Source organism: Burkholderia sp. 22313, from assembly GCF_052045245.1.
GTDB lineage: Bacteria > Pseudomonadota > Gammaproteobacteria > Burkholderiales > Burkholderiaceae > Burkholderia.
This window is the reverse complement of the sequence record NZ_JBQEON010000001.1, coordinates 322,830-349,100: the sequence shown is the minus strand read 5'-3', so window position 1 is coordinate 349,100 and position 26,271 is coordinate 322,830. Positions and strand designations below refer to the sequence as shown.

At 67.8% G+C, this 26,271-nt stretch carries 19 protein-coding genes and 1 riboswitch; of the genes, 14 read left to right on the top strand and 5 right to left on the bottom strand.

Annotated elements, in window-relative coordinates:
- Positions 1-3: 3 nt before the first annotated feature.
- The gene (locus tag ACTJKF_RS01455) at positions 4-321 is read right to left on the bottom strand and encodes a type II toxin-antitoxin system RelE/ParE family toxin (RefSeq protein ID WP_440621830.1); all 318 of its coding nucleotides are present in this window, start codon (positions 319-321) and stop codon (positions 4-6) included.
- A 434-nt stretch (positions 322-755) separates the two neighbouring features.
- Here ACTJKF_RS01455 and ACTJKF_RS01450 point away from each other — a divergent pair, with 434 nt between their 5' ends.
- The 11 genes from ACTJKF_RS01450 to ACTJKF_RS01400 all read left to right on the top strand — a co-directional run bounded on the left by ACTJKF_RS01450 (position 756) and on the right by ACTJKF_RS01400 (position 16,675).
- Entirely contained in the window at positions 756-2,396 is a 1,641-nt protein-coding gene (locus ACTJKF_RS01450) for an acetolactate synthase large subunit (RefSeq protein WP_440621762.1), read from the top strand.
- A 28-nt stretch (positions 2,397-2,424) separates the two neighbouring features.
- Positions 2,425-3,858, top strand: coding sequence for an aldehyde dehydrogenase family protein (locus tag ACTJKF_RS01445; RefSeq protein ID WP_440621760.1), 1,434 nt, complete (start codon positions 2,425-2,427; stop codon positions 3,856-3,858).
- A gap of 251 nt (positions 3,859-4,109) precedes the next feature.
- On the top strand, positions 4,110-5,693 hold the full coding sequence (locus tag ACTJKF_RS01440; RefSeq protein ID WP_440621759.1) for a Na+/H+ antiporter: 1,584 nt from the start codon (positions 4,110-4,112) through the stop codon (positions 5,691-5,693).
- Between the two features lie 538 nt (positions 5,694-6,231).
- Complete coding sequence (locus ACTJKF_RS01435) at positions 6,232-7,323, top strand: hybrid sensor histidine kinase/response regulator (RefSeq protein WP_440621758.1); 1,092 nt, start codon at positions 6,232-6,234, stop codon at positions 7,321-7,323.
- 123 nt (positions 7,324-7,446) lie between these two features.
- A complete protein-coding gene (locus tag ACTJKF_RS01430) occupies positions 7,447-9,126 on the top strand; it encodes a methyl-accepting chemotaxis protein (protein WP_440621757.1) in 1,680 nt (559 codons plus the stop codon).
- Positions 9,123-9,635 carry a chemotaxis protein CheW gene (locus tag ACTJKF_RS01425; RefSeq protein WP_440621756.1) on the top strand — a complete coding sequence of 171 codons (513 nt, stop codon included), beginning with the start codon at positions 9,123-9,125 and terminating at the stop codon, positions 9,633-9,635. Before ACTJKF_RS01430 ends, ACTJKF_RS01425 begins: the two co-directional genes overlap by 4 nt.
- Positions 9,632-11,083, top strand: coding sequence for a CheR family methyltransferase (locus tag ACTJKF_RS01420; RefSeq protein ID WP_440621755.1), 1,452 nt, complete (start codon positions 9,632-9,634; stop codon positions 11,081-11,083). The genes ACTJKF_RS01425 and ACTJKF_RS01420 overlap by 4 nt, the downstream gene beginning before the upstream one ends.
- A 45-nt stretch (positions 11,084-11,128) precedes the next feature.
- On the top strand, positions 11,129-11,833 hold the full coding sequence (locus tag ACTJKF_RS01415) for a chemotaxis protein CheW (protein ID WP_440621754.1): 705 nt from the start codon (positions 11,129-11,131) through the stop codon (positions 11,831-11,833).
- On the top strand, positions 11,830-14,139 hold the full coding sequence (locus tag ACTJKF_RS01410; protein ID WP_440621753.1) for a hybrid sensor histidine kinase/response regulator: 2,310 nt from the start codon (positions 11,830-11,832) through the stop codon (positions 14,137-14,139). Before ACTJKF_RS01415 ends, ACTJKF_RS01410 begins: the two co-directional genes overlap by 4 nt.
- Positions 14,136-15,155 (top strand): chemotaxis response regulator protein-glutamate methylesterase, encoded by a 1,020-nt coding sequence (locus ACTJKF_RS01405; RefSeq protein WP_440621752.1) that lies wholly within the window; start codon positions 14,136-14,138, stop codon positions 15,153-15,155. Before ACTJKF_RS01410 ends, ACTJKF_RS01405 begins: the two co-directional genes overlap by 4 nt.
- Positions 15,156-15,248: 93 nt before the next feature.
- Positions 15,249-15,354, top strand: a riboswitch (Fluoride riboswitch).
- A gap of 79 nt (positions 15,355-15,433) precedes the next feature.
- On the top strand, positions 15,434-16,675 hold the full coding sequence (locus ACTJKF_RS01400; protein WP_440621751.1) for a voltage-gated chloride channel family protein: 1,242 nt from the start codon (positions 15,434-15,436) through the stop codon (positions 16,673-16,675).
- An 87-nt stretch (positions 16,676-16,762) separates the two neighbouring features.
- Here ACTJKF_RS01400 and ACTJKF_RS01395 read toward each other — a convergent pair whose 3' ends face one another.
- Together ACTJKF_RS01395 and ACTJKF_RS01390 are read right to left on the bottom strand one after the other, a co-directional pair.
- Complete coding sequence (locus ACTJKF_RS01395; protein ID WP_440621750.1) at positions 16,763-17,476, bottom strand: riboflavin synthase subunit alpha; 714 nt, start codon at positions 17,474-17,476, stop codon at positions 16,763-16,765.
- Between the two features lie 209 nt (positions 17,477-17,685).
- Positions 17,686-19,548, bottom strand: a complete 1,863-nt coding sequence (locus ACTJKF_RS01390; RefSeq protein WP_440621749.1) for an ABC transporter ATP-binding protein — start codon at positions 19,546-19,548, stop codon at positions 17,686-17,688.
- A gap of 492 nt (positions 19,549-20,040) precedes the next feature.
- Between ACTJKF_RS01390 and ACTJKF_RS01385 the strand changes: the two genes are divergently transcribed.
- Complete coding sequence (locus ACTJKF_RS01385) at positions 20,041-20,922, top strand: Dyp-type peroxidase (protein WP_440621748.1); 882 nt, start codon at positions 20,041-20,043, stop codon at positions 20,920-20,922.
- Between the two features lie 137 nt (positions 20,923-21,059).
- Here ACTJKF_RS01385 and ACTJKF_RS01380 read toward each other — a convergent pair whose 3' ends face one another.
- The gene (locus tag ACTJKF_RS01380) at positions 21,060-21,461 is read right to left on the bottom strand and encodes an OsmC family protein (RefSeq protein ID WP_440621747.1); all 402 of its coding nucleotides are present in this window, start codon (positions 21,459-21,461) and stop codon (positions 21,060-21,062) included.
- 127 nt (positions 21,462-21,588) lie between these two features.
- Positions 21,589-22,527: a LysR family transcriptional regulator gene (locus ACTJKF_RS01375; RefSeq protein WP_440621746.1), complete on the bottom strand. Its 939-nt coding sequence runs from the start codon at positions 22,525-22,527 to the stop codon at positions 21,589-21,591.
- 525 nt (positions 22,528-23,052) lie between these two features.
- Between ACTJKF_RS01375 and ACTJKF_RS01370 the strand changes: the two genes are divergently transcribed.
- Positions 23,053-24,171, top strand: coding sequence for a helix-turn-helix domain-containing protein (locus ACTJKF_RS01370; protein WP_440621745.1), 1,119 nt, complete (start codon positions 23,053-23,055; stop codon positions 24,169-24,171).
- A gap of 614 nt (positions 24,172-24,785) precedes the next feature.
- Positions 24,786-26,201, top strand: a complete 1,416-nt coding sequence (locus ACTJKF_RS01365) for an undecaprenyl-phosphate glucose phosphotransferase (RefSeq protein ID WP_440621744.1) — start codon at positions 24,786-24,788, stop codon at positions 26,199-26,201.
- Positions 26,202-26,271: the final 70 nt, after the last annotated feature.

Genomic DNA, 26,271 nt, shown 5'->3' with positions numbered 1-26,271 from the left:
CGATCACTCCAGGTCGAGCCGCGCGAGCATCGCGTGCGCGGCGCGGATGTCCGCCTGTTGCGTCGATTTGTCGCCGCCGCAGAGCAGGATCACCCATATCGTTCCGCGCCTGACGTAATAGACGCGATAGCCGGGGCCGTGGTCGATACGCATTTCGACGACGGGGGAGCCGGCGGATTTCCAGTCGCCCGGATTGCCCATCGACAGGCGATCGATGCGCGCCTGGATGCGCCGCCGGGCGACGCGATCCGGCAGGCTGGCAAACCATGCGTCGAAGACGTCGGTGGTCCGGATGCTGAATGTAGGCGCACTGTAGGGCATGGATTGCAGGATGTCAACCATGGTTCACAAATCCGGTGAATGGAATTCGGTGGCCCCTACAGTAGGGCGGCGCGCGCCGTTTGGGGCCAAATTGGCCGTCAGGCCGATCCTGTCGAGGCCGGATCGGCCATTCGGTCGAAGTCGGCATTCCGCGAATCCGTCTACAATCAAAAACGTCCTTGCCGCCCGCGCGCGCTGGTTGTCGTCTGGCTTGCCGCGTGCGGGCGGATCCGTTTGTCCTCCTGCACAGGAGGCGTCGCGGTGCGTCGCACAGGTTGCTTCGCACGGCGGGCAGTGCCGTGGTCAGTGTCTCGGGTCTGCTTGCATATGGAACGCAGGCCCTTAGGTAAAGCGTCCGCGTGCCGTAGGCCGGCGCGCGTTCCGAACGTCGCGCGCCCGTAAGCCGGGCAGGCGGCATCAACCGAGAGTCCCCCATGAAAGCATCGGATCTGTTCGTGAAGGCGCTGGAAGCCGAAGGCGTCGAGTACGTGTTCGGCATTCCCGGCGAGGAAAACCTCGATCTGCTCGAATCGCTGCGGCGCTCGAAGATCAAGCTCGTGCTGACCCGGCACGAGCAGGCGGCCGGCTTCATGGCCGCCACCTACGGCCGCCTGACGGGCCGCACCGGCGTGTGTCTCGCGACACTCGGGCCGGGCGCGACCAACTTCGTGACGGCTGCCGCATATGCGCAGCTCGGCGGCATGCCGATGCTGATGATCACCGGGCAGAAGCCGATCAAGTCCAGCAAGCAGGGTCACTTCCAGATCGTCGACGTCGTCGACATGATGCAGCCGCTCACGAAGTTCACGCGGCAGATCGTGTCGATCGGCAACATTCCGTCGGCGGTGCGCGAGGCGTTCCGCCGCGCGGAAGAAGAACGCCCGGGCGCCGCGCACCTCGAGTTGCCGGAAGACATCGCGCACGAGGAGGGCGACGGCAAGCCGATTCCGCGCAGCTACAGCCGGCGGCCGGTGGCCGAGGAGAAGGCGATCGCGCACGCGATCGACGCGATCCAGGCCGCGCGCCACCCGCTGTTGATGATCGGCGCGGGCGGCAATCGCAAGACGACCTGCAAGATGCTGCTCGAATTCGTCGACAAGACGGGCATCCCGTTCTTCACGACGCAGATGGGCAAGGGCGTGATCGACGAAACGCATCCGCTGTGGCTCGGCAACGCGACGCTGTCCGACGGCGACTTCGTGCATCGCGCGATCGAGCATGCCGACTGCATCATCAACGTCGGCCACGACGTGATCGAGAAGCCGCCGTTCTTCATGCGCGCGGACGACAAGACCGTGATCCACGTGAACTTCCTCGGCGCGCAGGTCGATCCGGTCTATTTCCCGCAGATCGAGGTGGTCGGCGACATCGCGAACGCGGTGTGGCAGATGAAGGAGGCGGTCACGCCGCAATCGCACTGGGATTTCGAGCGCTTCAAGATGATCAAGGCGCATTTCGACGCGCACCTGCAGAAGGGCCAGCACGACCCGCGCTTCCCGATGTATCCGGTGCGGATCGTGAACGACCTATACAACGCGCTGCCGGTCGACGGGATCGTCTGCCTCGACAACGGGATGTACAAGATCTGGTTCGCGCGCTACTGGCGTGCGCACGAACCGAACTCGCTGCTGCTCGACAACGCGCTCGCGTCGATGGGCGCGGGCCTGCCGTCGGCGATCGCGACGAAGATCGTGCATCCGCAGCGCAAGGTGATCGCGGTGTGCGGCGACGGCGGCTTCATGATGAATTCGCAGGAACTCGAAACGGCGGTGCGGCTGAAGCTCGACATCGTCGTGATGATCCTGCGCGACGATGCGTTCGGGATGATCCGCTGGAAGCAGGAAAACATGAATTTCCCCGATTTCGCGATGACGCTGCAGAACCCCGATTTCGTGTCGTATGCACGGAGCTACGGCGCGCACGGGCATCGCGTCGAAGCGGCCGACGATCTCGAGCCGCTGCTGCGCGACTGCTTTGCGACACCGGGCGTGCACGTGATCGACGTGCCGATCGACTATTCGGACAACGAGCGCGTGCTCAACCGCGAAATCAAGCGCCTGTCGGCGCAACTCTGAATCCGCAGTTCACCGGAAGGAGCGTTCCATGCTGAAGGATACCTATCCGTACTATCTGGCCAACGAAGCCGTCTACGCGAACACCGATCTGGACGTGACCGACAAGTTCAGCGGCAAGGTCGCGACGCGCGTCGCGCTGGCCGACGCGAAGGCGATCGATGCGGCCATCGGCGCGGCGGTGGCGGCCGCGAAGCCGATGCGCGAGCTGCCGGCCTACCGGCGGCAGGCGGTGCTCGACCACTGCGTCGCGCGCTTTCGCGAGCGTTTCGACGAGCTGGCCGAGGCGCTGTGCATCGAGGCCGGCAAGCCGATCAACGATTCGAAGGGCGAAGTGACGCGGCTGATCGATACGTTTCGCGTCGCGTCCGAGGAAGCCGTGCGGATCGACGGCGAAGTCATCAATCTCGAGATCTCGGCGCGCGCGCAAGGCTACACCGGCTATACGCGGCGCGTGCCGATCGGCCCGTGCTCGTTCATCTCGCCGTTCAACTTCCCGCTGAACCTCGCCGCGCACAAGGTCGCGCCCGCGCTGGCCGCGGGCTGTCCGTTCGTGCTGAAGCCCGCGAGCCGCACGCCGATCGGCGCGCTGATCATCGGCGAGGTGCTCGCGGAAACCGACCTGCCGAAGGGCGCGTTCTCGGTGCTGCCCGCCCATCGCGACGGCGCGGACCTGTTCACGACCGATGCGCGTTTCAAGCTGCTGTCGTTTACCGGCTCGCCGGCCGTGGGCTGGGCGCTGAAGGAAAAGGCCGGCAAGAAGAAAGTCGTGCTGGAGCTCGGCGGCAACGCGGCGGCGATCGTCGACGCGGACCAGCGCGCGCAGCTCGACTACGTGGTCGAGCGTCTCGCGTTCGGCGCGTACTACCAGTCGGGCCAGAGCTGCATCGGCGTGCAGCGGATCCTCGTGCATGCCGACCTGTACGACGCGCTGCGCGACAAGCTGATCGCAAAGACGCGTGCGCTGAAGATGGGCGATCCGAAGGATCCGTCGACGTTCGTCGGCCCGATGATCTCCGAATCCGAGTCGCGCCGGTTGTCGGGCTGGATGGAGGCGGCTGTCGCGGCGGGCGCGAAGATCGTCGCGGGCGGCAAGGTCGACGGCGCGATGTTCGAGGCGACGCTGCTGGAGAACGTCGGCCGCGAACAGGACCTGTACCGCAAGGAGGCGTTCGGCCCGGTCGCGATCCTCGAGAAGTTCGACCGCTTCGACGATGCGCTCGCGCGCGTGAACGACAGCGACTTCGGGCTGCAGGCCGGCGTGTTCACCGATTCGCTCGCGCATGCGCAGCGCGCGTGGGACGAACTGGAGGTGGGCGGCGTCGTGATCAACGACGTGCCGTCGTTCCGCGTCGACAACATGCCGTACGGCGGCGTGAAGGATTCGGGGCTCGGCCGCGAAGGGATCCGCTACGCGATCGAGGACATGACCGAGCCGCGGCTGATGGTCGTGCGGCGGCGCTAGCGCAACGGCCAGGCGGCGCGCTGCCGCGGCGGCACGCGGGCGGGCGCAACGCGCCGGCCCACGTGCCGTTTTCGTTGCGGCGTACGCGCGGGGCGCGACGGCGGTGCCGCGCGCGCAAGCGTGACGACGTCGCGCCGCGCCGGCCGAACGGGCTCGACCGCAAGCATCGCATCGTGATGTAATCGCGCGAAATCGCCAACCGGGGTGCGACACCGGCTGGCATGCGCATTCATTCTTCACGAGGTCGATTCATGTCCCCCGTCTCGGCATTCAAGCTGGTTCTGTTGTCATTCCTCGCGATCGTCGCGCTCGAATGCATCGCCAAGCGGTTGCGGTTGCCGCCCGCGGCCGCGCTGCTGCTCGGCGGTATCGGCATCGCGTTCATCCCCGGCCTGCCGCCGATCAACCTCGATCCGGAACTCGTGCTGCTCGTGTTCCTGCCGCCGCTGCTGATGGACGGCGCGTACTTCTCCGTGTGGGAAGAGTTCAAGCGCAACGTCGGCGGCATCCTGATGCTCGCGATCGGTGCGGTGGTGTTTACGACGTTCGCGGTCGGCTTTGCGGTGCACTGGGTCGTGCCGTCGCTGCCGTGGGCCGCGTGCTTCGCGCTCGGTGCGATCGTGTCGCCGCCCGATGCGGTGGCGGCGAAGGCGGTGCTCGAACGCGTCGCGCTGCCGCGCCGGCTGATGGTGCTGCTCGAAGGGGAGAGCCTGCTGAACGACGCGGCGGGCCTGGTGCTGTTCCGCTTCGCGGTCGCGGCCGCGTTGACGGGCGCATTCAGTCTCGAGCACGCGGTCGTGCGCTTCGCGGAACTCGGGCTCGGCGGTGTCGTGGTCGGCTTCCTGGTCGGCAAGCTCGTCGTGTGGTTCCTGAAATTGCTCGACGACGACTATCTGGTGGTCACCGTTGCGGTGATCGCCGGCTGGATCGCGTACATCGCGGGCGAAATGGTCGAGGTGTCGGGCGTGATCGCGACGGTCACGGCCGGCATGATCGTCGGCTGGCATCAGCATGAAGTGTTCTCGGCCGCGGTGCGCACGCGCGGCACCGCGTTCTGGCAGGTCATCGTGTTCCTGCTCGAATCGATGGTGTTCGTGCTGATCGGACTGTCGCTGCGCGGCGCGATACACCGGCTCGGCGGCTTCGAGCAGGTGCTCGCCACGATGGTGCCACCGGTGCTTGCGGTGCTGGCGGCGGTGGTCGTGTCGCGCTTCGTGTGGATCTATGCGGTCGAGGCGCTGAAGGTGCCGGTGCGCGGGATCGTTCGGCGCGGTGCCGCGCCCGACTGGAAGGCGGCGACGATCATGAGCTGGGCCGGCATGCGCGGGGTCGTGACGCTGGCGATCGCGCTGTCGTTGCCGGAGACGATGCCAGGCCGCGACCTGATCCTGGTCGCGTCGTTCGCGGTGATCCTCGTCACCGTGCTGCTGCAGGGCACGACCATCGGGCCGCTGATCCGGCTGCTGCGCCTGCCGCAACGCGACGAGCGCGCCGCGCATCACCTGACCGAGCCGCAGGCGTGGGCGCATGTCGAGGCCGCGCAGCTCGCGGCGATCCAGCCGCTGGTGCGCGACGAGAGCGGCAAGGTGATTCACCCGCGCCTGCTGGAGCAATACACGTATCGCGCGGAACTGACCGAGCGGGCGAAGAACGAGCCGGCCTATCCGGCGGAGGTCCGCATCGCGCACTACGACGTCGTGCTGGCCGCGATCAAGGCTGGGCGTACGGAACTGTTGCGTCTGCATCGTTCCGGCCACATCCACGACGAGATGCTGCACATGCTCGAGCGCGACCTCGACCTGCAGGAAGTGTCCGCGCAACACGCGCGCGGGTAGCCGCCGAGCGGGCGGCCCTCGCCCGCACCGCCGGCCATGTCGTCGTTCTTGCCGGCCGGACGCCCGGCCTCCGCGTCGCGGCCGCCCGGTCGCGGCGCGCGACTTTTCCCCCGCCATTTCTCCGATTCCGGTGCATTGGAATCCGGTCCCGATACATTCGGCCATCCAGCCTTGCAGCGCATGCAAACTCGCGGCGCCGGCTGTGCAAACGTTCCCGTCTTTCGATTCCGGAAATGATCTGATTTATCTGAATCGCGCTCTTTCACCATATTTGGCAAAACTAAACCGGAAGGAGATAGATGCTGTGTTCCAATTTCATTTAGAATCAGCCGGTTATTTTTATTGAGAGAAAGCGCGCGGAGGTAATGCGGCCGTCGACGGGGAAAATCGGCGCCCGGATCCCCGCGAGGCAATGCCGACAGGCCAGATCGGCGATACCAGGCGGAATTACCCGCTGCCAAATCAAGATGGCGTCCAAGTCGTATAAACAACTCCTGTGAAATAATCAATTGGAGATTTGGCGTTTGAAACGGTATTTATGAAAGAATCGAGCGGTGATAATGCGCCGGATTGCCTTGAATCGGGGCTATCGGTTCTGCTCGTCGACGATCAGCCGTTCGTCGGAGAGGTGATCCGCCGCGCGCTGCGCGGCGAGCACGATATCGACCTGCATGTGTGCACCGACGCGCACCGGGCGATGGCGGTCGCGCGCGACGTGAAGCCGACGGTCATCCTGCAGGATCTCGTGATGCCGGAAATCGACGGTCTCGATCTCGTTCGCGCGTGGCGCGCGGACGCCGACACCGCACGCGTGCCGATCATCGTGCTGTCGGCGAAGGAAGAGCCGATCGTCAAGCGCGAGGCGTTCATCGCCGGCGCGAACGACTATCTCGTGAAACTCCCGGACGCGATGGAACTCACCGCACGCATCCGCTATCACTCGAATTCGTACCTGATGTCACGGCAGCGCGACGAAGCGCTGGACTTCCTGTCGCACGACATGCGTTCGCCGCAGACGTCGATCCTCGCGCTGCTCGAGGTCTACCGGACCGAGCACGGCGACATGCCGGCGATCATGGAACGCATTGCCGGCCACGCGCGGCGCGCGCTCGCGCTCGCCGACGGTTTCATCCACCTGACCCGCGCGCGGTCCGAACGCCGTGCGCACGAGGTCCTGAGCCTCAACGAGATCGTGCTCGATGCCGTCGACCAGCTGTGGGAGAAGGCGGCCGGGTTCGGCAGCCGCGTCGTCGCCCACGTGCCCGACACCGAGTGCGTGACGATGGGCGACCGCATGATGCTCACGCGCGCGGTCGCGAACCTGATCGACAACGGGCTGAAGTACGGTCCGGCCGGCACGGACGTCCACTGCACGCTGCGCGACGACGACGGCGCCTGGCTGATCGGCGTCGAGGACGCCGGCGCCGGCATCGTGCCCGAACAGCGCGCGGCGGCGACCGAGTCGTTCGTGCGGCTCGAGTCCGCGCATGGCGCGGCCCGCGGCGGTTTCGGCCTCGGGCTCGCGTTCGTCCGCGCGACGGCCGCGCGGCATCGCGGCCAGATCCTGATGCGCAATACGGCGCGCGGCTTCATGGTCGCGCTTCGGCTGCCGGCACAAGCGGAGCGGTGATTTCGCGGTGCGGCCCGCCGGTGCCGCGCTGCCCGAGAGACCCCGATGCGCTCGTGGCGCGCCGTCCGGCGCGCGGGCGGGCGCGGTTTTTTTAACGCTGAATTTGGAAAGCCCATAACGAACATGGCCACCGTGACACCCCGTGCGACCAATGAAAGCCTGCATCCGACGCTCGGCGCCGCCGCCCGGCTGACGCTCGGCAACCGCATCCTGTTCAGTTTCGGCGTGTTGTTCGTCCTGATGCTGGTGACCGCTGGCGTGTCCTACGAGCGTCTGCGCGCGATCAACGGCGAAGCCGTCAGCATCGAGCGCGACTCGCTGCCCGGCGTCTATCTCGCCGCATCGTTGCGCGGGTCGGTCAACGAATCGTTCGCGCTGCTGCAGCAGGCGACGTTCGTCGATACCGATCCCGAACTCGTGCAGCGCGATTTCGCGAAGATCGGCGACGCGCTCAAGGACGTCGAGTCGTTGTCGGTCGACTACCAGAACACGACGTTTCGCGATGACGACCGCCAGCGCTTCGCGACCTTTCGAGGCTCGTTCGACCGCTACCTGCCGCTGCTGAACGACGCGGTGCAGAAGAGCCGCGTGTCGCGCGAAGAGGCCGTCGCCGCCTACGCGAAGGTGCAGCCTTCGTGGGCCGAGGTCGTGCGCAACGCGAATATCCTGGTGCAGGAGAACCGCAAGTTCGCCGACCAGTCCGCGAAGCTGATCCGCGAATCCGTGCAGGACACCGAGGTCGTCCTCGCGATCGCGCTGGCGATCGTGCTGCTGTCGGCGCTGGGGCTGGGCTACGGGCTGTACCGTTCGGTCACCGTACCGATGGCGCGGCTCGTCGAGGTGCACGACGTGATGCGCACCGGCAACCTGACACACCGCCTCGACCTGCGCCGCCGCGACGAATTCGGCACGCTCGAGACCGGCTTCAACCGGATGGCCGACGAACTGACCGGGCTCGTCGCGCGCGCGCAGCAGTCGTCGCTGCAGGTGACGACATCGGTCGCCGAGATCGCGGCGACGTCGCGCGAGCAGCAGGCGACCGCCAACGAAACCGCGGCGACGACGACCGAGATCGGCGCGACGTCCCGCGAGATCTTCGCGACGTCGCGCGATTTGCTGCGCACGATGAACGAGGTGGCCGGCGTGGCCGAGCAGTCGGCGACGCTCGCGGGCGTGAGCCAGAGCGGCCTCACGCGGATGGGCGATACGATGCGCAGCGTGATGGACGCGGCCGGCTCGGTGAACGCGAAGCTGGCGATCCTCAACGAGAAGGCGCTGAACATCAACCAGGTCGTCGCGACGATCACCAAGGTGGCCGACCAGACCAACCTGCTGTCGCTGAACGCGGCGATCGAGGCCGAGAAGGCCGGCGAGTACGGCCGCGGCTTCGCGGTCGTCGCGACCGAGATCCGCCGTCTCGCCGACCAGACGGCCGTGGCGACCTACGATATCGAGCAGACGGTGAAGGAGATCCAGTCGGCGGTGTCGGCGGGCGTGATGGGGATGGACAAGTTCTCCGAGGAAGTGCGCCGCGGCATGCTCGACGTGCAGCAGGTCGGCGGGCAGCTTTCGCAGATCATCGCCGAAGTGCAGACGCTCGCGCCGCGCTTCCAGATGGTCAACGAAGGGATGCAGACGCAGGCGAACGGTGCCGAGCAGATCACCCAGGCGCTGTCGCAACTGTCGGAAGCCGCGCAGCAGACGGCCGAATCGCTGCGCCAGTCGTCGCAGGCGATCGACGACCTGACGCTCGTCGCGAACCAGTTGCGCACCAGCGTGTCGCGCTTCAAGGTCGACGCGTGACGCGCGTCGAGTCGCACGGCGGCGTGCACGCGCTGTTCCTGATGTTCGAGCTCGACGGCGAGCGTTATGCGCTCGACGCGGCCGACATCGACGAGGTGTTGCCGCTCGCGACGACCAAGGCCGTGCCCGGTGCGCCCGAATGGATCGCCGGGCTGCTGATGCGCGGCGGTCAGCCGGTGCCCGTGATCGACGTGCCGATGCTGGCGCTCGGGCGGCGCGCGCATGCGCTGCGCTCGACGCGGCTGGTGATGGTCCGCTACCGCGTCGGGCAGGTCGATCGCGAGCGCGTGATCGGGCTGATCGTCGAGCGCGCGACGCGGACGCTGCGGATCGACCGTACCGCGTTCCGCGCCAGCGGCGTATCGACCGCGCGCACGCGCTGGCTCGGGCGCGTCGCGAACACGCCCGACGGGATCGTGCAGCAGGTCTCGGTGTCCGACCTGATCGACGACGTTGCGCGCCTGTATCTGTTCGACGGCCTGCCGGGCCACGGAGGGGAGCCTGCATGAAAGCGTCCGATTCGCGATTTCGCGGCTGGCTGCTGCGCGAGACCGGCATCGATCCCGATTCGCTCGGCAACGATTTCCTGAGCCGCGCGCTCACCGAGCGCGTGCACGCGCTGCAGGGCGACGGCGAGCGGCTGCCGTCGGCGGCGCGCCCGTCCGTCACGCCGGAAGCGCTCGATGCGTACTGGCAGCAGCTCAACGCATCGGCCGACGAGCGGCGTGCCCTGATCGAACTGTTCGTCGTGCCGGAAACGTGGTTCTTCCGCGATCGCGAGGCCTTCGCGACCCTCGCGCGGCTCGCCGCCGAGCGGCTTGCCGCGACGCCCGGGCGCGTGATCCGCGTGCTGAGCGCACCGTGCTCGACCGGCGAGGAGCCGTATTCGGCGGCGATGGCGCTGCTCGACGCCGGGCTCGATCCGGCCAGTTTCACGATCGACGCGATCGACCTGAGTGCGCGCGCGATCGAACAGGCTCGGCTCGGCTGCTACGGGCGCAATGCGTTTCGCGGCACGGCGACCGAGTTTCGCGCCCGCTACTTCACCGCGGCCGCCGACGGCTGGCTGCTCGACGAACGCGTGCGCGCGTGCGTGCAGTTTCGGCAGGCGAACCTGGTCGAACCGGGCGCGGATACGGGCATCCGCTACGACTTCGTGTTCTGCCGCAACGTGCTGATCTATTTCGACCGCGACGCGCAGGATCGCGTGATCGATTCGCTCGACGGATGGCTCGCCGACGACGGGATGCTGTTCGTCGGTCCGGCCGAAACCGGCGTCGCGATGCGGCACGGGATGCGCTCGGCGCGCGTGCCGCTGGCGTTCGCGTTCCATCGCGCGCAACGCGGCGCGGTGGACGGGTACGCGTCGCGGCACGCGGCGCCGATGCCCGCGGTCGCGCCATTCCGGCGTGCGGAGCGCTTCGCGGTCGCGCCGGCACCCGCCGCGCGCCCGCTGCTGGCGGTCGTGCCGCCGACGTGGACCGGTGCCGCGCCGTCGCGCGCCGCGAGCGTGCCGGTCGAGCATCCGCCCGCGTTCGAGCCGCTGGCCGAGTTGCGCATCGACTCGCTGACCGGCACGGCCGATACCGCCCGCGCGCCGCATGCGGCCCATGCGGCCCATGCACCCGCACCGGCGGCGCCGGTCGCCGACAGCGCCGCACCGACGCTCGAGGAAGCGCAGGCGCTGGCCAACGCGGGGGCCTTCGACGACGCCGAGCGCGTGCTCGCGCGGTTTTCCGCGCATGCCGGACCGCACGCGGACGCGTTCTACCTGAACGGACTGATCGCGGATGCGCGCGGGCGTGTCGCGGAAGCGGGCGACTTCTACCGGAAGGCGCTGTATCTGCAGCCCACGCATCACGAAGCGCTGACGCATCTCGCGACCTTGCTCGACGTCGGCGGCGATGGCGCCGGCGCGCAATGGCTGCTCGAGCGTGCGCGCCGCTCGGCCGGATAATGAGGATACGGGTTGGGAGCCGACATCGGGATGACCGAGGAAAGAATGAACCGCGACGCCGTTGCCGCTGACGACACGACGATCGGCGTCGACGATTGCTGGAACCGGATCGGCACGCGCGGCGACCGCACGTGCGCGCGCCTGGCCGACTGCCTGCGCTGCCTGAACTGCCCGGTCTACGCGTCGCACGCGGCGCACCTGCTCGAGCGTCCGCTCGACGTCGCCGAGATGGCCGACGCCACGCGGCGGATCAGCGCGTTCGACGGGGCCGGCGTGCACGGCGACGACGATACGCACCAGGCGGCGCTGGCGTTTCGCGTCGCCGACGAATGGCTCGCGCTGCCGATCGGCGTGCTGCGCGAGATCGCCGGCACGCGGCCGATTCATTCGCTCCCGCATCGCCGTCATTCGGCCGTGCGGGGCGTGGTCAACATTCGCGGCACGCTGCGCATCGCGATCTCGATCGGCGCGCTGCTCGGCCTCGACGCGGGCAAGGGCCGCGGCGGCAACGCGGACGGCCGCTTCACGCGCTTGCTGGTCGCCGCGCACCAGGGCGATCCGGTCGTGTTTCCGGTCGACGAAGTCGAGGGCGTGCTGCGCGTCGGCGCATCCGATTGGGTGCCCGTGCCGGCGACGGTCGGGCGCGCGAGCGCCGGCCTGTCGCGCGGCGTGCTGTCGTGGCGCGGCAAGTCGGTCGGCCTGCTGGACGACGATCGGCTGTTCGATGCCGTCACGCGGAGCATGCGATGAGCGGCGATGACGATCTGAGCCACCTGTCGCTGCTCGAGCTGTATCGCGAGGAGACGCGCACGCAGACCCAGGCGCTGTCCGAGCGCCTGCTCGCGCTCGAGTCGGGCGAACCGGATTCCGCCGCGCTCGAGGCGTGCATGCGCGCCGCGCATTCGCTGAAGGGCGCCGCGCGCATCGTCGGCGTGCCGCTCGGCGTCGACATCGCGGGGCGCATGGAAGAATGCTTCGTCGCCGCGCAGGCCGGCACGATCGCGCTGACGGCCACGCATGTCGACGTGCTGCTCGCGGGCGTCGACCTGCTGGTGCGCGTCGCCGATCCGCAGTCGCAGCCGGTGTCGTCGACGGAGATCGAGGCGTTCGCGCTGGCGCTGACGGGTGCCGACGGCGCGCACGCGATGGCGGCCTCGGCCTCGGCCTATGCCGCGCCGCCGCCGTTCGTCGTGCCGTTTCGCGAGCACGACAACGCGGCGAACGAGCCGGTCGGGGCCGGCGCCGCGGTGCCGCCGCTCGCCGTGTCGGCGGCCGTGCCGGATCCGGCCCAGGCCGGCCGCGCGGCCGGTGCGGGGGCGATGCGCCGCGTGCGGGCCGATACCTTGAACCGGCTGCTGAGCCTGTCCGGCGAGTCGCTCGTCGAATCGCGCTGGCTTAAGCCATTCGCGGAATCGATGCTGCGCGTGAAGCGCGCGCAGCGCGATGCGGCCCGTTCGCTCGATCTGTTGTACGAACAGTTCGCCGACGATCTCGACGCGGGCGTGCTCGCGTCGGTGAACGAAGTGCGGCACATGCTCAACGACCTGCAGCGCTCGCTCGCCGAGCGCATGGACGAATTCGATCGCTTCGAGCGGCGCAGCACGCATATCGCCGAGCAGCTGTACGACGAGGCGCTGCAGTGCCGGATGCGGCCGTTCGGCGACGCGACGCGCGCGTATCCGCGCATCGTCCGCGATCTCGCGCGCTCGCTCGGCAAGCAGGTGCGCTTCTCGATCGTCGGCGAAGGCACGCAGGTCGACCGCGACATCCTCGACCTGCTCGACGCGCCGCTCGGCCATTTGCTGCGCAATGCGATGGATCACGGCGTCGAGCCCCCCGACGCGCGCCGCGCGCGCGGCAAGCCGGCCGAGGCGAGCGTGACGCTCGAGGCGCGCCACAGCGCCGGCTCGTTGCTCGTCAGCGTGATCGACGACGGGCCGGGCGTCGACATGGATGCGTTGCGCGCGGCCGTCGTGCGCCAGCGCCTGACCGACGACGAGACCGCCGCGCGGCTGTCCGATCCCGAACTGCTGGAATTCCTGCTGCTGCCGGGCTTCTCGATGCGCGACGCGGTGACCGACGTGTCGGGGCGCGGCGTCGGCCTCGACGCGGTGCAGGAGATGGTGCGCGGCGTGCGCGGCGCGGTGCGCATCTTCAACGAGCCCGGTGCGGGCATGCGCTTCGTGCTGCAGTTGCCGCTCACGCTGTCGGTGATTCGCAGCCTGCTGGTCGAGGTCGGCGGCGAACCGTATGCGTTCCCGCTCGCGCACGTGCGCCGCACGCTCGAGCTCGCGCACGACGACATCGACGTGCTCGAAGGGCAGCCGCATTTTCCGTTCGACGGCCGGCGTGCGGGCCTCGTCGCCGCGCATCAGCTGCTCGATGCGGGCGAGCCCGACGCCGCGCGTGCGAGCACGGCGGTCGTGGTCGTCGGCGGCGAGCCCGAGTTGTATGGCGTCGCCGTCGATCGCTTCCTCGGCGAACGGATGCTCGTCGTGCAGCCGCTCGACAGCCGCCTGAACAAGATCCAGAACATCGCGGCCGGCGCGTTGCTCGAGAACGGCGACCCGGTGTTGATCGTCGATGTCGAGGACCTGATCCGCTCGGTCGACAAGCTCGTGCGCGGCGGCCAGCTCGCGAAGCTCACGCGCGACCCGCAGCTCGCGCTCGCCGCCCGGCGCCGCCGCGTGCTCGTCGTCGACGATTCGCTGACGGTGCGCGAACTCGAACGCAAGCTGCTGGAAAAGCGCGGCTACGACGTGACCGTCGCGGTCGACGGGATGGACGGCTGGAACGCGGTGCGCAGCGACGCGTTCGACCTGGTCGTCACCGACGTCGACATGCCGCGCATGGACGGCATCGAGCTCGTCACGCTGATCAAGGGCGACCCGCTGCTCAAGCGTGTGCCGGTGATGATCGTGTCGTACAAGGATCGCGACGAGGATCGCCGGCGCGGGCTCGACGCCGGCGCCGACTACTACCTCGCGAAGAGCAGTTTCCACGACGAGGCGCTGCTCGATGCGGTGCACGATCTGATCGGGGAGGCGCGCGCATGAACATCGGCATCGTCAACGACCTGCCGCTTGCCGTCGAGACGCTGCGCCGCGTGATCGCGCGGCGCACCGATCACCGCGTGCTGTGGGTGGCGACCGATGGCGACGAGGCGGTGGATTTCTGCGTCGCGCATCCGCCCGACCTCGTGCTGATGGATCTCGTGATGCCGAAGCTCGACGGCGTGGCCGCGACGCGGCAGATCATGGCGCGTGCGCCATGCGCGATCCTGATCGTGACCGCGAGCGTCAGCGCGAACACGTCGTCGGTGTACGAGGCGATGGGCGCCGGCGCGCTCGATGCGGTCGACACGCCGACGCTCGCGCTCGGCCTGCCGTCCGATGCGGCGCCGCAGCCGCTGCTCGCGAAGATCGACCAGATCGGCCGGCTGCTCGAAAGCCGGACCGCGACGCTCGTGCCGCCCGGGCCGGCGCCCGCGCGCGGCCTGCCGACGCTGATCGCGATCGGCGCGTCGGCGGGCGGCCCGACCGCGCTGACCGCATTGCTGCGCGCGCTGCCGGCCGATTTTCCGGCCGCGCTCGTGATCGTGCAGCACGTCGACCAGGCGTTCGCGCTCGGCATGGCGGAGTGGCTCGACGGCCATACGCGGCTGCCCGTGCGGGTCGCGCGGCAGGGCAGCGTGCCGCAGGCGGGCGAGGTGCTGCTCGCGGCGACCAACGATCACCTGTGCCTGTCGCCGCGCGGCGTGCTCGGCTATACGCGGTGTCCGGCCGAGACGCCGTACCGGCCGTCGATCGACGTGTTCTTCAACAGCGTCGCCGACGGCTGGCAGGGCGACGCGCTCGGCGTGCTGCTGACCGGGATGGGGCGCGACGGCGCGCTTGGGCTCAAGGCGATGCGCGCGAAGGGCTGCTACACGATCGCGCAGGACGAGGCGACCAGCGCCGTCTACGGGATGCCGAAGGCGGCCGCCGCGATCGGCGCGGCGTCGGCGATCCTGCCGCTCGACCGGATCGCGCCCCAGCTGATCTCGCGCGTGACGCGCGTGCCGTTCGACTGACGGCGCGCCGCCGCCGCCGCGGCTGGCTGCCGGCTGCCGTTTGCCGGTCCGGCCTGGCCCCGTTGCGTGCGAAGCGGGGCGTCGCTTACAATGGCGCGTTGCGGAGATGGCATGCCTCCCTGCGGTCGATCCCGGCGCATTGCGCGCGCGGTTCGGCCCTCAACCGCCGGTTGGCCCGGCTGATGATGCCTGCGTGTTCCTGGGTTGTCAGGAGGTCGCAGGCCGTCCATGCGGTATTCTGCCGCCCAGGTTTTGATGTCCTGTCGAATCTGGAAATCATGTTTTTCTCGACTTCTGCCGATTTTTTCGCGACCGTGCGCTACGTGTGCCGCTGGCTCGCGCTCTCGGCCCTGCTCGGCGCGCTGGCCGGCACGGCTTCCGCGCTGTTCCTGATCGCGCTCGACTGGGCGACCGGCACGCGTGTCGCGCATCCGTGGCTGTTGTGGGGGCTGCCGGCGGCCGGCTTTGCGACGGGCTGGGTCTACCACCGGTTCGGCCAGTCGGTTGCGCGCGGCAATAACCTGCTGATCGACGAGATTCACGACCCGAAGGCGCTCGTGCCGAAGCGGATGGCGCCGCTCGTGCTCGTCGCGACCGTCGTCACGCACCTGTTCGGCGGGTCGGCCGGGCGCGAGGGCACGGCCGTGCAGATGGGCGGCGCGCTCGCCGATCGCGTTACGCACCTGTTTCGTCTCGATCGCGAGCATCGGCGCGTGCTGTTGATGGGCGGGATTGCCGCCGGGTTCTCGTCGGTGTTCGGCACGCCGCTCGCGGGTGCCGTATTCGGGCTCGAGGTGCTGGCGATCGGCCGGGTCCGGTACGACGCGCTGCTCACGTGCGTGGCGTCGGCGATCGTCGCGGACGTCGTGTGCCGCGCGTGGGGCGTGCATCACACCGTGTATGCGATTCCGTTCGTGCCGGCGGTATCGGCGACGCGGTTCGCCGCGGCCGTCGTCGCGGGCATCGCGTTCGGCGTCGTCGGCCGGTTGTTCGCGTTCGCCACGCATGCGCTGACCGCATGGTTCCGGCGTGTCGTCCGCTACGCGCCGCTGCAGCCGGTACTGGGTGGCGTGATGGTGGCGGTTGCCGCCACCGCGCTCAACGTGCCGCAGTATCTCGGTCTCGGGATTCCGACGATCGAGGCCGCGTTTCACGGGCCGCTGCCGGTTTACGACTTCGCGGGCAAATTCGCGTTTACCGTCGTCACGCTCGCTTCCGGGTTCAAGGGCGGCGAAGTGACGCCGCTGTTCTATATCGGCGCGACGCTGGGCAATGCGCTGGGGCAGGTGCTCGCGCTGCCGGTGCCGGTGCTCGCGGGGCTCGGTTTCGTCGCGGTGTTCGCGGGCGCGGCCAATACGCCGATCGCATCGACGATCATGGCGATCGAGCTGTTCGGCGCGGATATCGGCGTGTATGCGATCGTGGCGTGCGTGGTCGCGTATCTGTTTTCCGGACACGCGGGGATCTATCGCGCGCAGCGGGTGGCGGTGGGGAAGGGGGTGCGGGTCGAGGCGGAGTGACGGCGGTGTGCGGGGCGGTCGACCGTGACGGGCGGCCGGCAGCCGAGATCCGGCGATCCCGCGGATCGCCGTTAACCGGAGCGCTCGTTATTCCTTCGGCAGCTTCGCGACATTCCGCGCAAGCAGTTCCTCGATATCGATGCCCTTGTCGGCCAGCAACGTCGTCACGATTCCGCTCAGCTCGCCGAGCGTCTCCTTGACCGACTCGCGGATCGTATCCACGACGACCTGCGTGCTGCGCTCGATCTCGATATTGATCCGGTCGTCGACACCCTTCGTATCGAAGGTGGTCGCGCGGCGCGTTTCGGGAATCAGCCAGACGTCGAACCAGCCTTCGTCGCGATTGACGTCCGACACGGTCAGGCTGCAGCCGTTGATCGCGATATAGCCCTTCGCGAACACATAGCGCTTGAACTCGGCGGGCACGCCGATGCGGATCATCCGGTTGTGCTCGGACGATGCGATGTGCAGGATCGTCCCCATGAAATCGACGTGACCGGACAGCGGATGTCCGCCGATTTCCGCGCCGTCCTTCGCGGCCCGTTCGACGTTGATCCGGGCGCCGGTCGTCAGGTCGGCCAGCGTGGTGATTCTCAGGCTCGGCAACATCACGTCGAAGTCGATCAGCGCCGGGGAGTGGATGGTCGTCACCGTCAGGCAGACGCCGTCGACCGACACGCTCGCGCCGATCTCGATGTCGGCGGTAAACCGCTCGGGAAATTCGATGCTGAACGTTCTCAGTTCGCCGTGATCCTTGATGGCCTTGATGACGCCAACACCCTGAACAATGCCTGTAAACATGATCTGCCTTTCGTCGCGAATTGCCTGGCCGGTATGATAAGTGATCCGGGGAACCCCCATTGCGAGCAGGGTTGCGGCGCGGTGGCAGCCACGGACGCCGCGGTAACCAAACCCGGTCGTGCACCGGCACGGCGTCGCTTCAAACTCGAGCGCGAACGTGACCCGACGGCAACCCACTCACCATCGGGTCACATCGCGACCTGCCTGCATCAAACCTCCGCCGGCTCCCCCAGCGGTCCGGCATCATCGCCGACCATGCGCCGCGGCGCATCGATCAAACCCTTCGCCAGTTCCAGCGCCTGCCGTTCGAACAACCGCCGATAAATGCCGCCGTCGACGCGAATCAGCGCGTCGTGGTTGCCTTCCTCGATCACCTTGCCGCGATCGAGCACCAGCAGGCGGTCGAGCGAACGCACCGTCGACAGCCGGTGCGCGACCACGAGCGTCGTACGACCGACCATCAGCCGCTCCATCGCCTGCTGGATCAGCACCTCGCTTTCGCTGTCGAGGCTCGACGTTGCTTCGTCGAGGATCAGGATCGGCGCATCCGCGAGGAACGCGCGCGCGATCGCGACGCGCTGGCGTTCGCCGCCCGACAGCTTGATCCCGCGCTCGCCGACGAGCGTGTCATAGCCGTCCGGCAGCGCGACGATGAAGTCGTGCGCGCTGGCCAGACGCGCGGCGCGCTCGATGTCGGCGCGGCTCGCATCGGGACGCGCATACGCGATGTTCTCCGCCAGCGTGCGGTGGAACAGCACCGGCTCCTGCTGGACGATCGCGATCTGGCTGCGCAGCGAATCCTGCCGCACCTGTGCGATGTCCTGGCCGTCGATCGCGATGCGGCCGCCCGACACGTCGTACAGCCGCTGGATCAGCTTGATGAACGTCGTCTTTCCCGACCCGGAATGACCGACGAGGCCCACGCGCTCGCCCGGCGCGATGCGCATCGAGAAGTCGTCGTACAGCGGCACCGGATGATTGCCGTAGCGGAACGTCACGTGCTCGAAGCGGATCTCGCCTTGCCCGATCCGGATCGCCGGCGCGCCGGGGCGATCGTCGATGCCGAGCGGCTGGCGCTCGAGCGCGACGAGTTCTTCCATGTCGTTCACCGAGCGCTGCAGGTTGCGGATGTGCATGCCGACGTCGCGCAGGTAGCCCTGCAGCATGAAGAACATCGTCAGCGAGAACGCGATGTCGCCGACGCTCGCTTCGTCGTTCGCCCACAGCCGCAGCGCGACGCCGATCATCGCCGCCTGCATCGCGACGAGCATCGCGCCCTGCAAGCCGCCGTTGAAGGTGCCGCGCACCCACGTGCGGCGCGTGCGCCGACGCCACTTGTCGATCACGCGCGCGAGGCGCGCCTCCTCGCGCGTTTCCGCGCCGAACGCCTTGACGACGGCGTTGCAGCTCACGGCGTCGGCGAGGGCGCCGCCCATGCGCGTGTCCCACAGGTTGCCGAGCCGCGCGGCCGGCGCGACGATGCCGAGCGAGACCGCGACCGTCACCGAGATGTACAGCAGCGAACCCGCGCCGACGACGAGCCCCATCACCGGCCAGTGCGTGCCGAGCAGCACGGTTGCGCCGACGAGCATCGTGACCGACGGCAGCAGCGCGATCAGCACGGTGTCGTTCAGCAGGTCGAGCGCCCAGATCCCGCGCGTGATCTTGCGCACGGTCGATCCCGCGAAGCTGTTCGCGTGCCAGTCGGTCGAGAAGCGCTGCACGCGATGGAACGACGCGGCGGCGATTTCGCTCATCATCTTCAGCGTGAGGGTGATGATGTTCAGGTAGACGCCTTGCCGCAGCAGCGTCGCGCCGATGCCGAGCGCGGCCAGCGTGCCGAATGCGGTGACGGCGGCGTGCCACGCGGCGGCGCGGTCGGTCAGGCCGGTCGACAGCGCATCGACGAGGCGCCCGGCGAACAGCGGCGTCAGCACGTCGGCGAGCGCGCCGAGCAGCGCCAGCGCCGCAATCGCCGCGATGCGCACCGGCTGCTTGCGCCAGTAGCGGAACGTGAAGCCGAAGACGGCCTGGAATGCCTGGCCGCCCAGATGGGTGGTTTTTCTGGTCATGTATCGTTGCCCGGCGCATCGCGCGACGGGACTTTCCGGTTCAGAGAACGTCGAAAACGCAACAGCCGGGCCGCACGAACACAACGAACGAAACGGGCGAGGCGAGACGGGCTGTCGGGAAAATGCGCGGGCTGACGGGCTAGTGGAGCACTCGGGCGCCGGCGCGGACGACGGGCGGGATCAGCCGCGTCGTGGGACCACGTTCGGGAAGGCTGCTGGCATTCGGAACATCTGCACCTCCCCTGAAGTGAACGTTGAAAGGACGCCGAAAAGACGTGAAGGGATTTTATCAGCAGTGCCGGACCCGCCGCAACGTCTGACGAATGCGGCGTTGCAGCGTCGATACGGTTAGTATCCGGGGTTCCGGCCCTGTTTCGTTCGCGGTCCGCGGTGGGGCGCCGCACGGGGCGGCGGGCCGCATCGATTACACTTTGGCGTTGCGCGCGGGCCTGCGGTCGCGCGGATTCACCCCGATACATTCCTGAGGAAACGATGAGCGACGTTCAGCAAGGCATCCTGGCTCCGATCGACACGGCGGCCCGATACCTCACTTTCACGATTTCGGACAACGGCAATGTCGCGGCGGCGCTGACGGCATTGCGCGAGCTCGTCGACGGTCGCGACACGGTCGCAGGCTTCGGCCATGCGCTGGCCGCGCATCTCGGGCGCCCGGTTCCGGGCCTGACCGAATACCCGTCGTTCGCGGTGAACGACCGCACGTTGCCGATCACGCCGGCCGACGTCTGGATCTGGCTGCGCGGCGACGATCGCGGCGAACTGCTGCTGCGCGCGCGGGCGATCGAGCGTGCGCTCGCGCCGGCGTTCGCGCTGCAGGACGTGGTCGACGGCTTCCGCTATTCGAACGATCGCGATCTGTCGGGTTACGAAGACGGCACCGAGAACCCGACCGGCGACGACGCGCTGGCCGCGGCGATCGTGACGGGGCAGGGTGCGGGGCTCGACGGCTCGAGCTTCGTCGCGGTCCAGCAATGGCTGCACGACTTCGACCAGATGGAGCGCATCGCGTCGGGCGACATGGATCACATCATCGGCCGCCGTCGCTCGGACAACGAGGAGCTCGACGACGCGCCCGAGTTCGCGCACGTGAAGCGCACCGCGCAGGAAAGCTTCGAGCCGGAGGCGTTCATGCTGCGTCGTTCGTCGCCGTGGTCCGACGCACGCCGTGCGGGGCTCTATTTCGTCGCGTTCGGTTGTTCGTTCCGCGCGTTCGACGTGCAGATGCGCCGGATGAGCGGCGCGGACGACGGCATCGTCGACGGCCTGTTCCGCTTCACGCGGCCGCTGACGGGCGCGTATTTCTGGTGCCCGCCGGTGAAGGACGGCAAGCTGGATCTGTCCGCGCTCGGACTGTAAGCACTAGACGAGCACTGCAAACGGGCGGGCCGCGCATCNTGCGCGGCCCGCCCGTTTTGCTTGGTGCGTCGATCGCGTGTGGCGCCGTGCGGTGCGGTGTGCCTCTCGCCCGGCCCCCACGCGGCGTATGCCGCGCGTCAGTTCAGCGTCGTTTCGATGCGCGTGCCGCGCTTGATGAACAGCGTCACCGGCGTCTTCTCGCAGATTTCCGCGAGGCGCTGGCGCTGCGCGTCGTCGAGCGGGCCGTCGAGCGTCACGACGCGGCGCACGTATTGCTGACCGTCGCGATCGGCATGCAGCTCGGTGCGCACGTCGATGTGCACGGCCGGCCACGTCTTGCGCTGCATGACCATGCGCAGCGTCGCGGCCGTGCATTGCGCGAGGCCGGCCAGCACGAGCTCGAACGGCGCCGGCCCGAGGCCCTGTCCGCCTTCGCGTGGCGCTTCGTCGCCGGTCAGCGCATGCGTGCCGGCCTGCAGCTGGACGACGTAGTCGGGCGCGTCGGCGGCGAGGGTGGCGGCAGCGTGGATGAGCGGCATGGCAAGTCTCCGGTAGGCGGGAAGGCGGGCGCCGCGTCGAGGCGCGGCGTTCGAGCCGCCAGCATACCGTCTTGGCGGAAATCGCGGGCGCCGCGTGCATCGACGCGGCTCGAAAGGAGCGGGCGGCTCAGCCGACGGCTTCGACGACTCCGACGACTTCGGCGTTTTGGCGCACGAGCGTGGCAACGCGTTCGCGCACCCACTGGTGCGCGCGGTCCGTCTCGCGCGATTCGTGCCAGTAAGCGAGCAGCGGAAACGGCTTGAGCCGCAGCGGCAGCGGCTGCACGGCGATCGGCAGCAGCGCCGTCATCCGCAGTGCATACGTGCGCGGCAGCGTCAGCAGCAGGTCGCCCGCCGCGGCGATCTGGCAGGCGGCGAAGTAATGCTGGCAGACGAGCTGGATGTGACGGAAGCGCCCGTCGTTGCCAAGCAGCACGTCGAGCGATTGCGGTTCGCCGTGCGACGACACCGCGAGATGCCGCGCGGCGAAATAGTCGCCGCGCCGCAGCGGGCCGCTCATCAGCGGATGATCGTGACGCATCGCGACGACGAGCGAATCGTCGAGCAGGTGTTTGGTCGCGATGCGCGGGCCCGTCTGGACCCGGCGCTCGACGACGAGATCGAGATTCCCCGACGCGAGCTCGCGCTCGATGTCATGCACCGCAACGCGGCGGCTCACGAAACGCAGGCCCGGCGCTTCGTTCGCGAACGCGGCGACGATCTGCGGCAACGCGATCGATTCGAGCACGTCGCGGATGCCGACCGCGATGCTCAGGTCGAGCGTCGCCGGATCGAACGCCGACGGGTCGCGGGCGGTGCGTTGCAGGCCGGCGAGGTGAAGCTGCACGTCCGCGATGATCGCGCGCGTGCGTTCGGTCGGCGCGACGCGGTTGCCCTGGCGCACGAACAGCGGATCGTCGAAATGCGCGCGCAGCCGGTTGAGCGCATGCGTGACGGCCGGCTGCGTCAGGTGCAGCGCGCGGGCGGCCGCGCCGATGCCGCCGTGCACGTAGATGGCGTCGAGCACGCGGAACAGGTTCAGGTCGAGACGATGGTCGGCGGGCACGGAGGCGAAACCGAAGTGGGAAAGTGGCCCATTCTAGAGCCGCCGGCCAGCGCTCGCCGAGGAAGCGGGGCAGGCCGGCGGCCGACCGCCGTGCCGTTGAACGGTGCCGATAGCGCCCGCTTCGGCTTACGACAACGTTTGCATCGATCGAATTACCCATTCCGACGGACTTTCTTCAATGCCGGGCGAATAGACGGAGCCGGTGAAAGGTGTTTAATAATCTATAAAAAATACGAAGCCGGGGCGCGCGGTTGGTTTTTAATCCTATAAAGAGAGGCCGATTTTTCGTGTTTTCCGGAACTGATTATCGTGATGGCGGTAATGGGTTCTTTATTGAATGATTCAGGCGCATTGCATCGGCGGACTTGTATCAATCCGCCACAACCCTGTCGGCATCGGCCAGTTCTGCGGAAAATCCCGGTTTAAAGCTATGATGCGGACGCTTTTAAAAGCATAGAGAGCGCGTCAGTCAAATAAAAAAGCGCATTCAAGAGAAGCGGGCAGAAAGAATCGGGGGCTGGGCAAGTGGATGCTGGTGAACAACGGGTGGTTGTCGTCTTTTTGAGTGCGGGTTTCTCGCTGGCCCAGGCTGCGTGCATGATCGAGGCGTTCAACCTCGCCAATCGCTTGCTGCCCGTGGGCCCGGGATATCAGGTGACGTTCGTGTCGGCCAGCGGAGGGTTGCTGCCGTCCTCGTCCGGTGTCCAGGTGACGACGGACATGCTCGACGACGCGCACGCGCGGTGCGTGCATGCTTTTTTTCATCTCCACGGCGGCCATGTGCTGTTCGCGTGGACCGACGCGTTGCTGCGCCGGCTTCAGGAAGTGCATGCGCAAGCGCGATGGATCGCGGACGACGTGAAAATACCCGCCGTCACCGTCTCGAAGCGGGCCGGTGACCCGCAGCCCGCCGCGTCGATGTTGAGCCTCGTTTCCGCGCTCGACCCAAGCGGGCCGACGCACGGGACGACACAAGGGCCGGACATCCTCCCCGTCTTGCTGGAATTGTTCAGACATGAAGTCGGCACCGCCGCGGCCGAGGAGATCGAACGCCACGTTTGCCGCGATTCCGGCGAACGGCTCGTGCAGTCGGCCGCGTGGTCCGTGCGCGAACTGGCCGCGAGCCAGCCGATTCGCGCGGCCATGCAGCAACTGCGTGCATGCAGTGCCGGGCGCATCTCGATCGTCCAGGTGGCACAAGCCGTGGCGATGAGCGAGCGCAACTTTCTGCGGCGCTTCAAGAAGGACGTCGGGGTGACGCCGACGGAATTCGTATTGAGCATTCGTCTCGAGCGTGCATGCCACATGCTGGTCCACACCAGTCTGCCCGCCGACAAGGTGGCGCGGCGTACCGGTCTCGGCAATGGCGAGCGCCTCGCAAAGCTGTTCCGGCAACACCTTCAGCTGTCGCCCAGCGAATTTCGCGCGGCCGAGCGCGAGCGCATCGCAAAGGCGGGAATCGCACTGGCGTGCGCCGCGGCGCCGAGCCACCGGCGCGACACACGATCGCTCGACCCGGCGAACGCACGATTGAAGAAGAGTGGCCGATATTGGAGCGGCGCCGCGATTCGGCCGAAATGCGATGACGCGTCGGTGACCGAAACCTCGTGCGTTACGCCACATGTTACGCGGCGCGTAACGTAACAGCGACCTCGCCACGCGCCATGCGCGCCGGCCACGCCGGAATCCGATTCCTGACGGATGCCGCGTAATCCACGGATTTCACGAGGATTTTCGTCGGATATGGAACGGACGTGCATCGTGATTATCCGGCTGGCATGCTTTCTGCTTACTTTCTTCCTGCTTTCTAGTGTGTCGCAGCATTTAACATCAATAACATCAGACCAATCATGTATTCAATTCCGACTTTCGGTATCGGCGCCGGGGAAATGCCGTCGATGCCATTCATTCGCCCTGCAAGCAGCAGGCGGGCAGTCCCGCACATGCTGCAACGCCGGAGCCCGCATCCCTGATTTAACCGTCGATCGCATCACGGCATAGGTCGCCTTTCCGCGCGGACGAGGCGGCGTATCCGCACGCCCCAATGCGTGCGTCATGCCGTGTGCGCCAGTCCGGATCAATAACGTGAAATCGTCGTGATTCGTTTCACGGAATTGGATAAATAGGAATCCTTATATGACGATCGGCTATCGAGCGGCGCCCGGCATGCCGTGGCGCGCGGTGGCGGCACCGTGCGTCGAATGGCGTGCGCGCCGGGATGCCGGCGTCGCCGATCACGTTGCGTATGCGGGGGAAAGATGAGCAAGACGCCACATGTGGAGTACCGGCCGGCTGCGGCGAGTGTCCAAGGGGCCGCCGCGCGTTCGGTCGATTTGATGCTGATCGTGTTCGGTGCCGTGCTGGCCGCGCATTTCCGGTTCGACGCGGTCGTGAATGTCCGGCTCGACGCGTCGGTCGTGGCGTTCTCGTGTGCGTTTTCGTTGATGCTGTTTCCGATGCTCGGCGTGTACGAGTCGTGGCGCGGGCGTTCGCTGTACGGGCTTGCCGGACGACTGGCGCTGGGCTGGCTGATCGCGCAGGGTGGCGCGCTGGTGGTGACGTTCACGCTTCACCGGTCGGACGCCGTGTCGCGGTTGTGGTTTGCGTACTGGACCGGCATGACGGGGACGGCACTCGTCGTGGTGAGGTTCGGCGTCCACGCGATGTTGCGCCGGTTGCGGCATGCGGGGATGAACCTGCGATCGGTTGCGGTCGTGGGGCGCGGCGAATACTGCCGTCGCGTGCTGGGCACGATCGCGCGGTCGCCCGCGAGCGGGTTTCGTGCGGCAGCGGTATTCGACGTCGATCGCGCGACGTGCGGGCCGGTGCCGGGCATCGCGACTTTCGAGAGCGATGCCGCATTCATTGCCTATGTGCGCCAGCAAGGCATGCGCGAACTCTGGCTCGCGCTGCCGTTGTCGGAGGAACGCACGATCCTGCGCTTCGTCTCCGAATTCCGCGACGAGCTCGTGAACATCCGCTTCATGCCGGACGTCAGTGCGTTGTCGCTGTTCGACAGTTCACTCACCGACGTGCTTGGCGTGCCGACCATCAATCTCGCTGCGTCGCCGCTGCCGCCGCACGCGCTGCTGAGCAAGGAGATTTTCGATCGATGTTTTGCGGCATGCGCGCTCGTGGCGCTGATGCCGGCCATGCTGGTCATCGCAATGGGCGTCAAGGCGACGTCGCGCGGGCCCGTGTTTTTCAGGCAGCGCCGCAAGGGGGCGGACGGCCGCGTGTTCAACATCTACAAATTTCGCACGATGCGGCTGCACGCGGAGCAGCCGGGCATCGTCCGGCAGGCGACCCGCCACGATGCGCGCGTCACGCCGCTGGGGCGGTTCCTGCGGCGCACGAGCCTCGACGAACTGCCGCAGTTCATCAACGTGCTGCAGGGCGACATGTCGGTCGTCGGGCCGCGCCCGCACGCGCTGGAACACGACGAGTTGTATCGCAAGGTCGTCGATCGCTACATCCAGCGCTACCGGATCAAGCCGGGCATCACGGGCTGGGCGCAGGTCAACGGATATCGCGGTGAAACCGATCGCATCGAAAAGATGCAGGGGCGGGTCGAGCACGATCTCTATTACCTGCAGAACTGGTCGTTCGGGCTCGATATGCGGATCGTGGGGGCCACGATTCTGAAAGGGTTCGCGGGGAGCAATGCGTATTGATGGCGCGGCGGCGCGAGCGTTCGTGCCGGGAGGGGCCGCTGGAGCGACGAGGGGCGGCGGGTGTGTACAA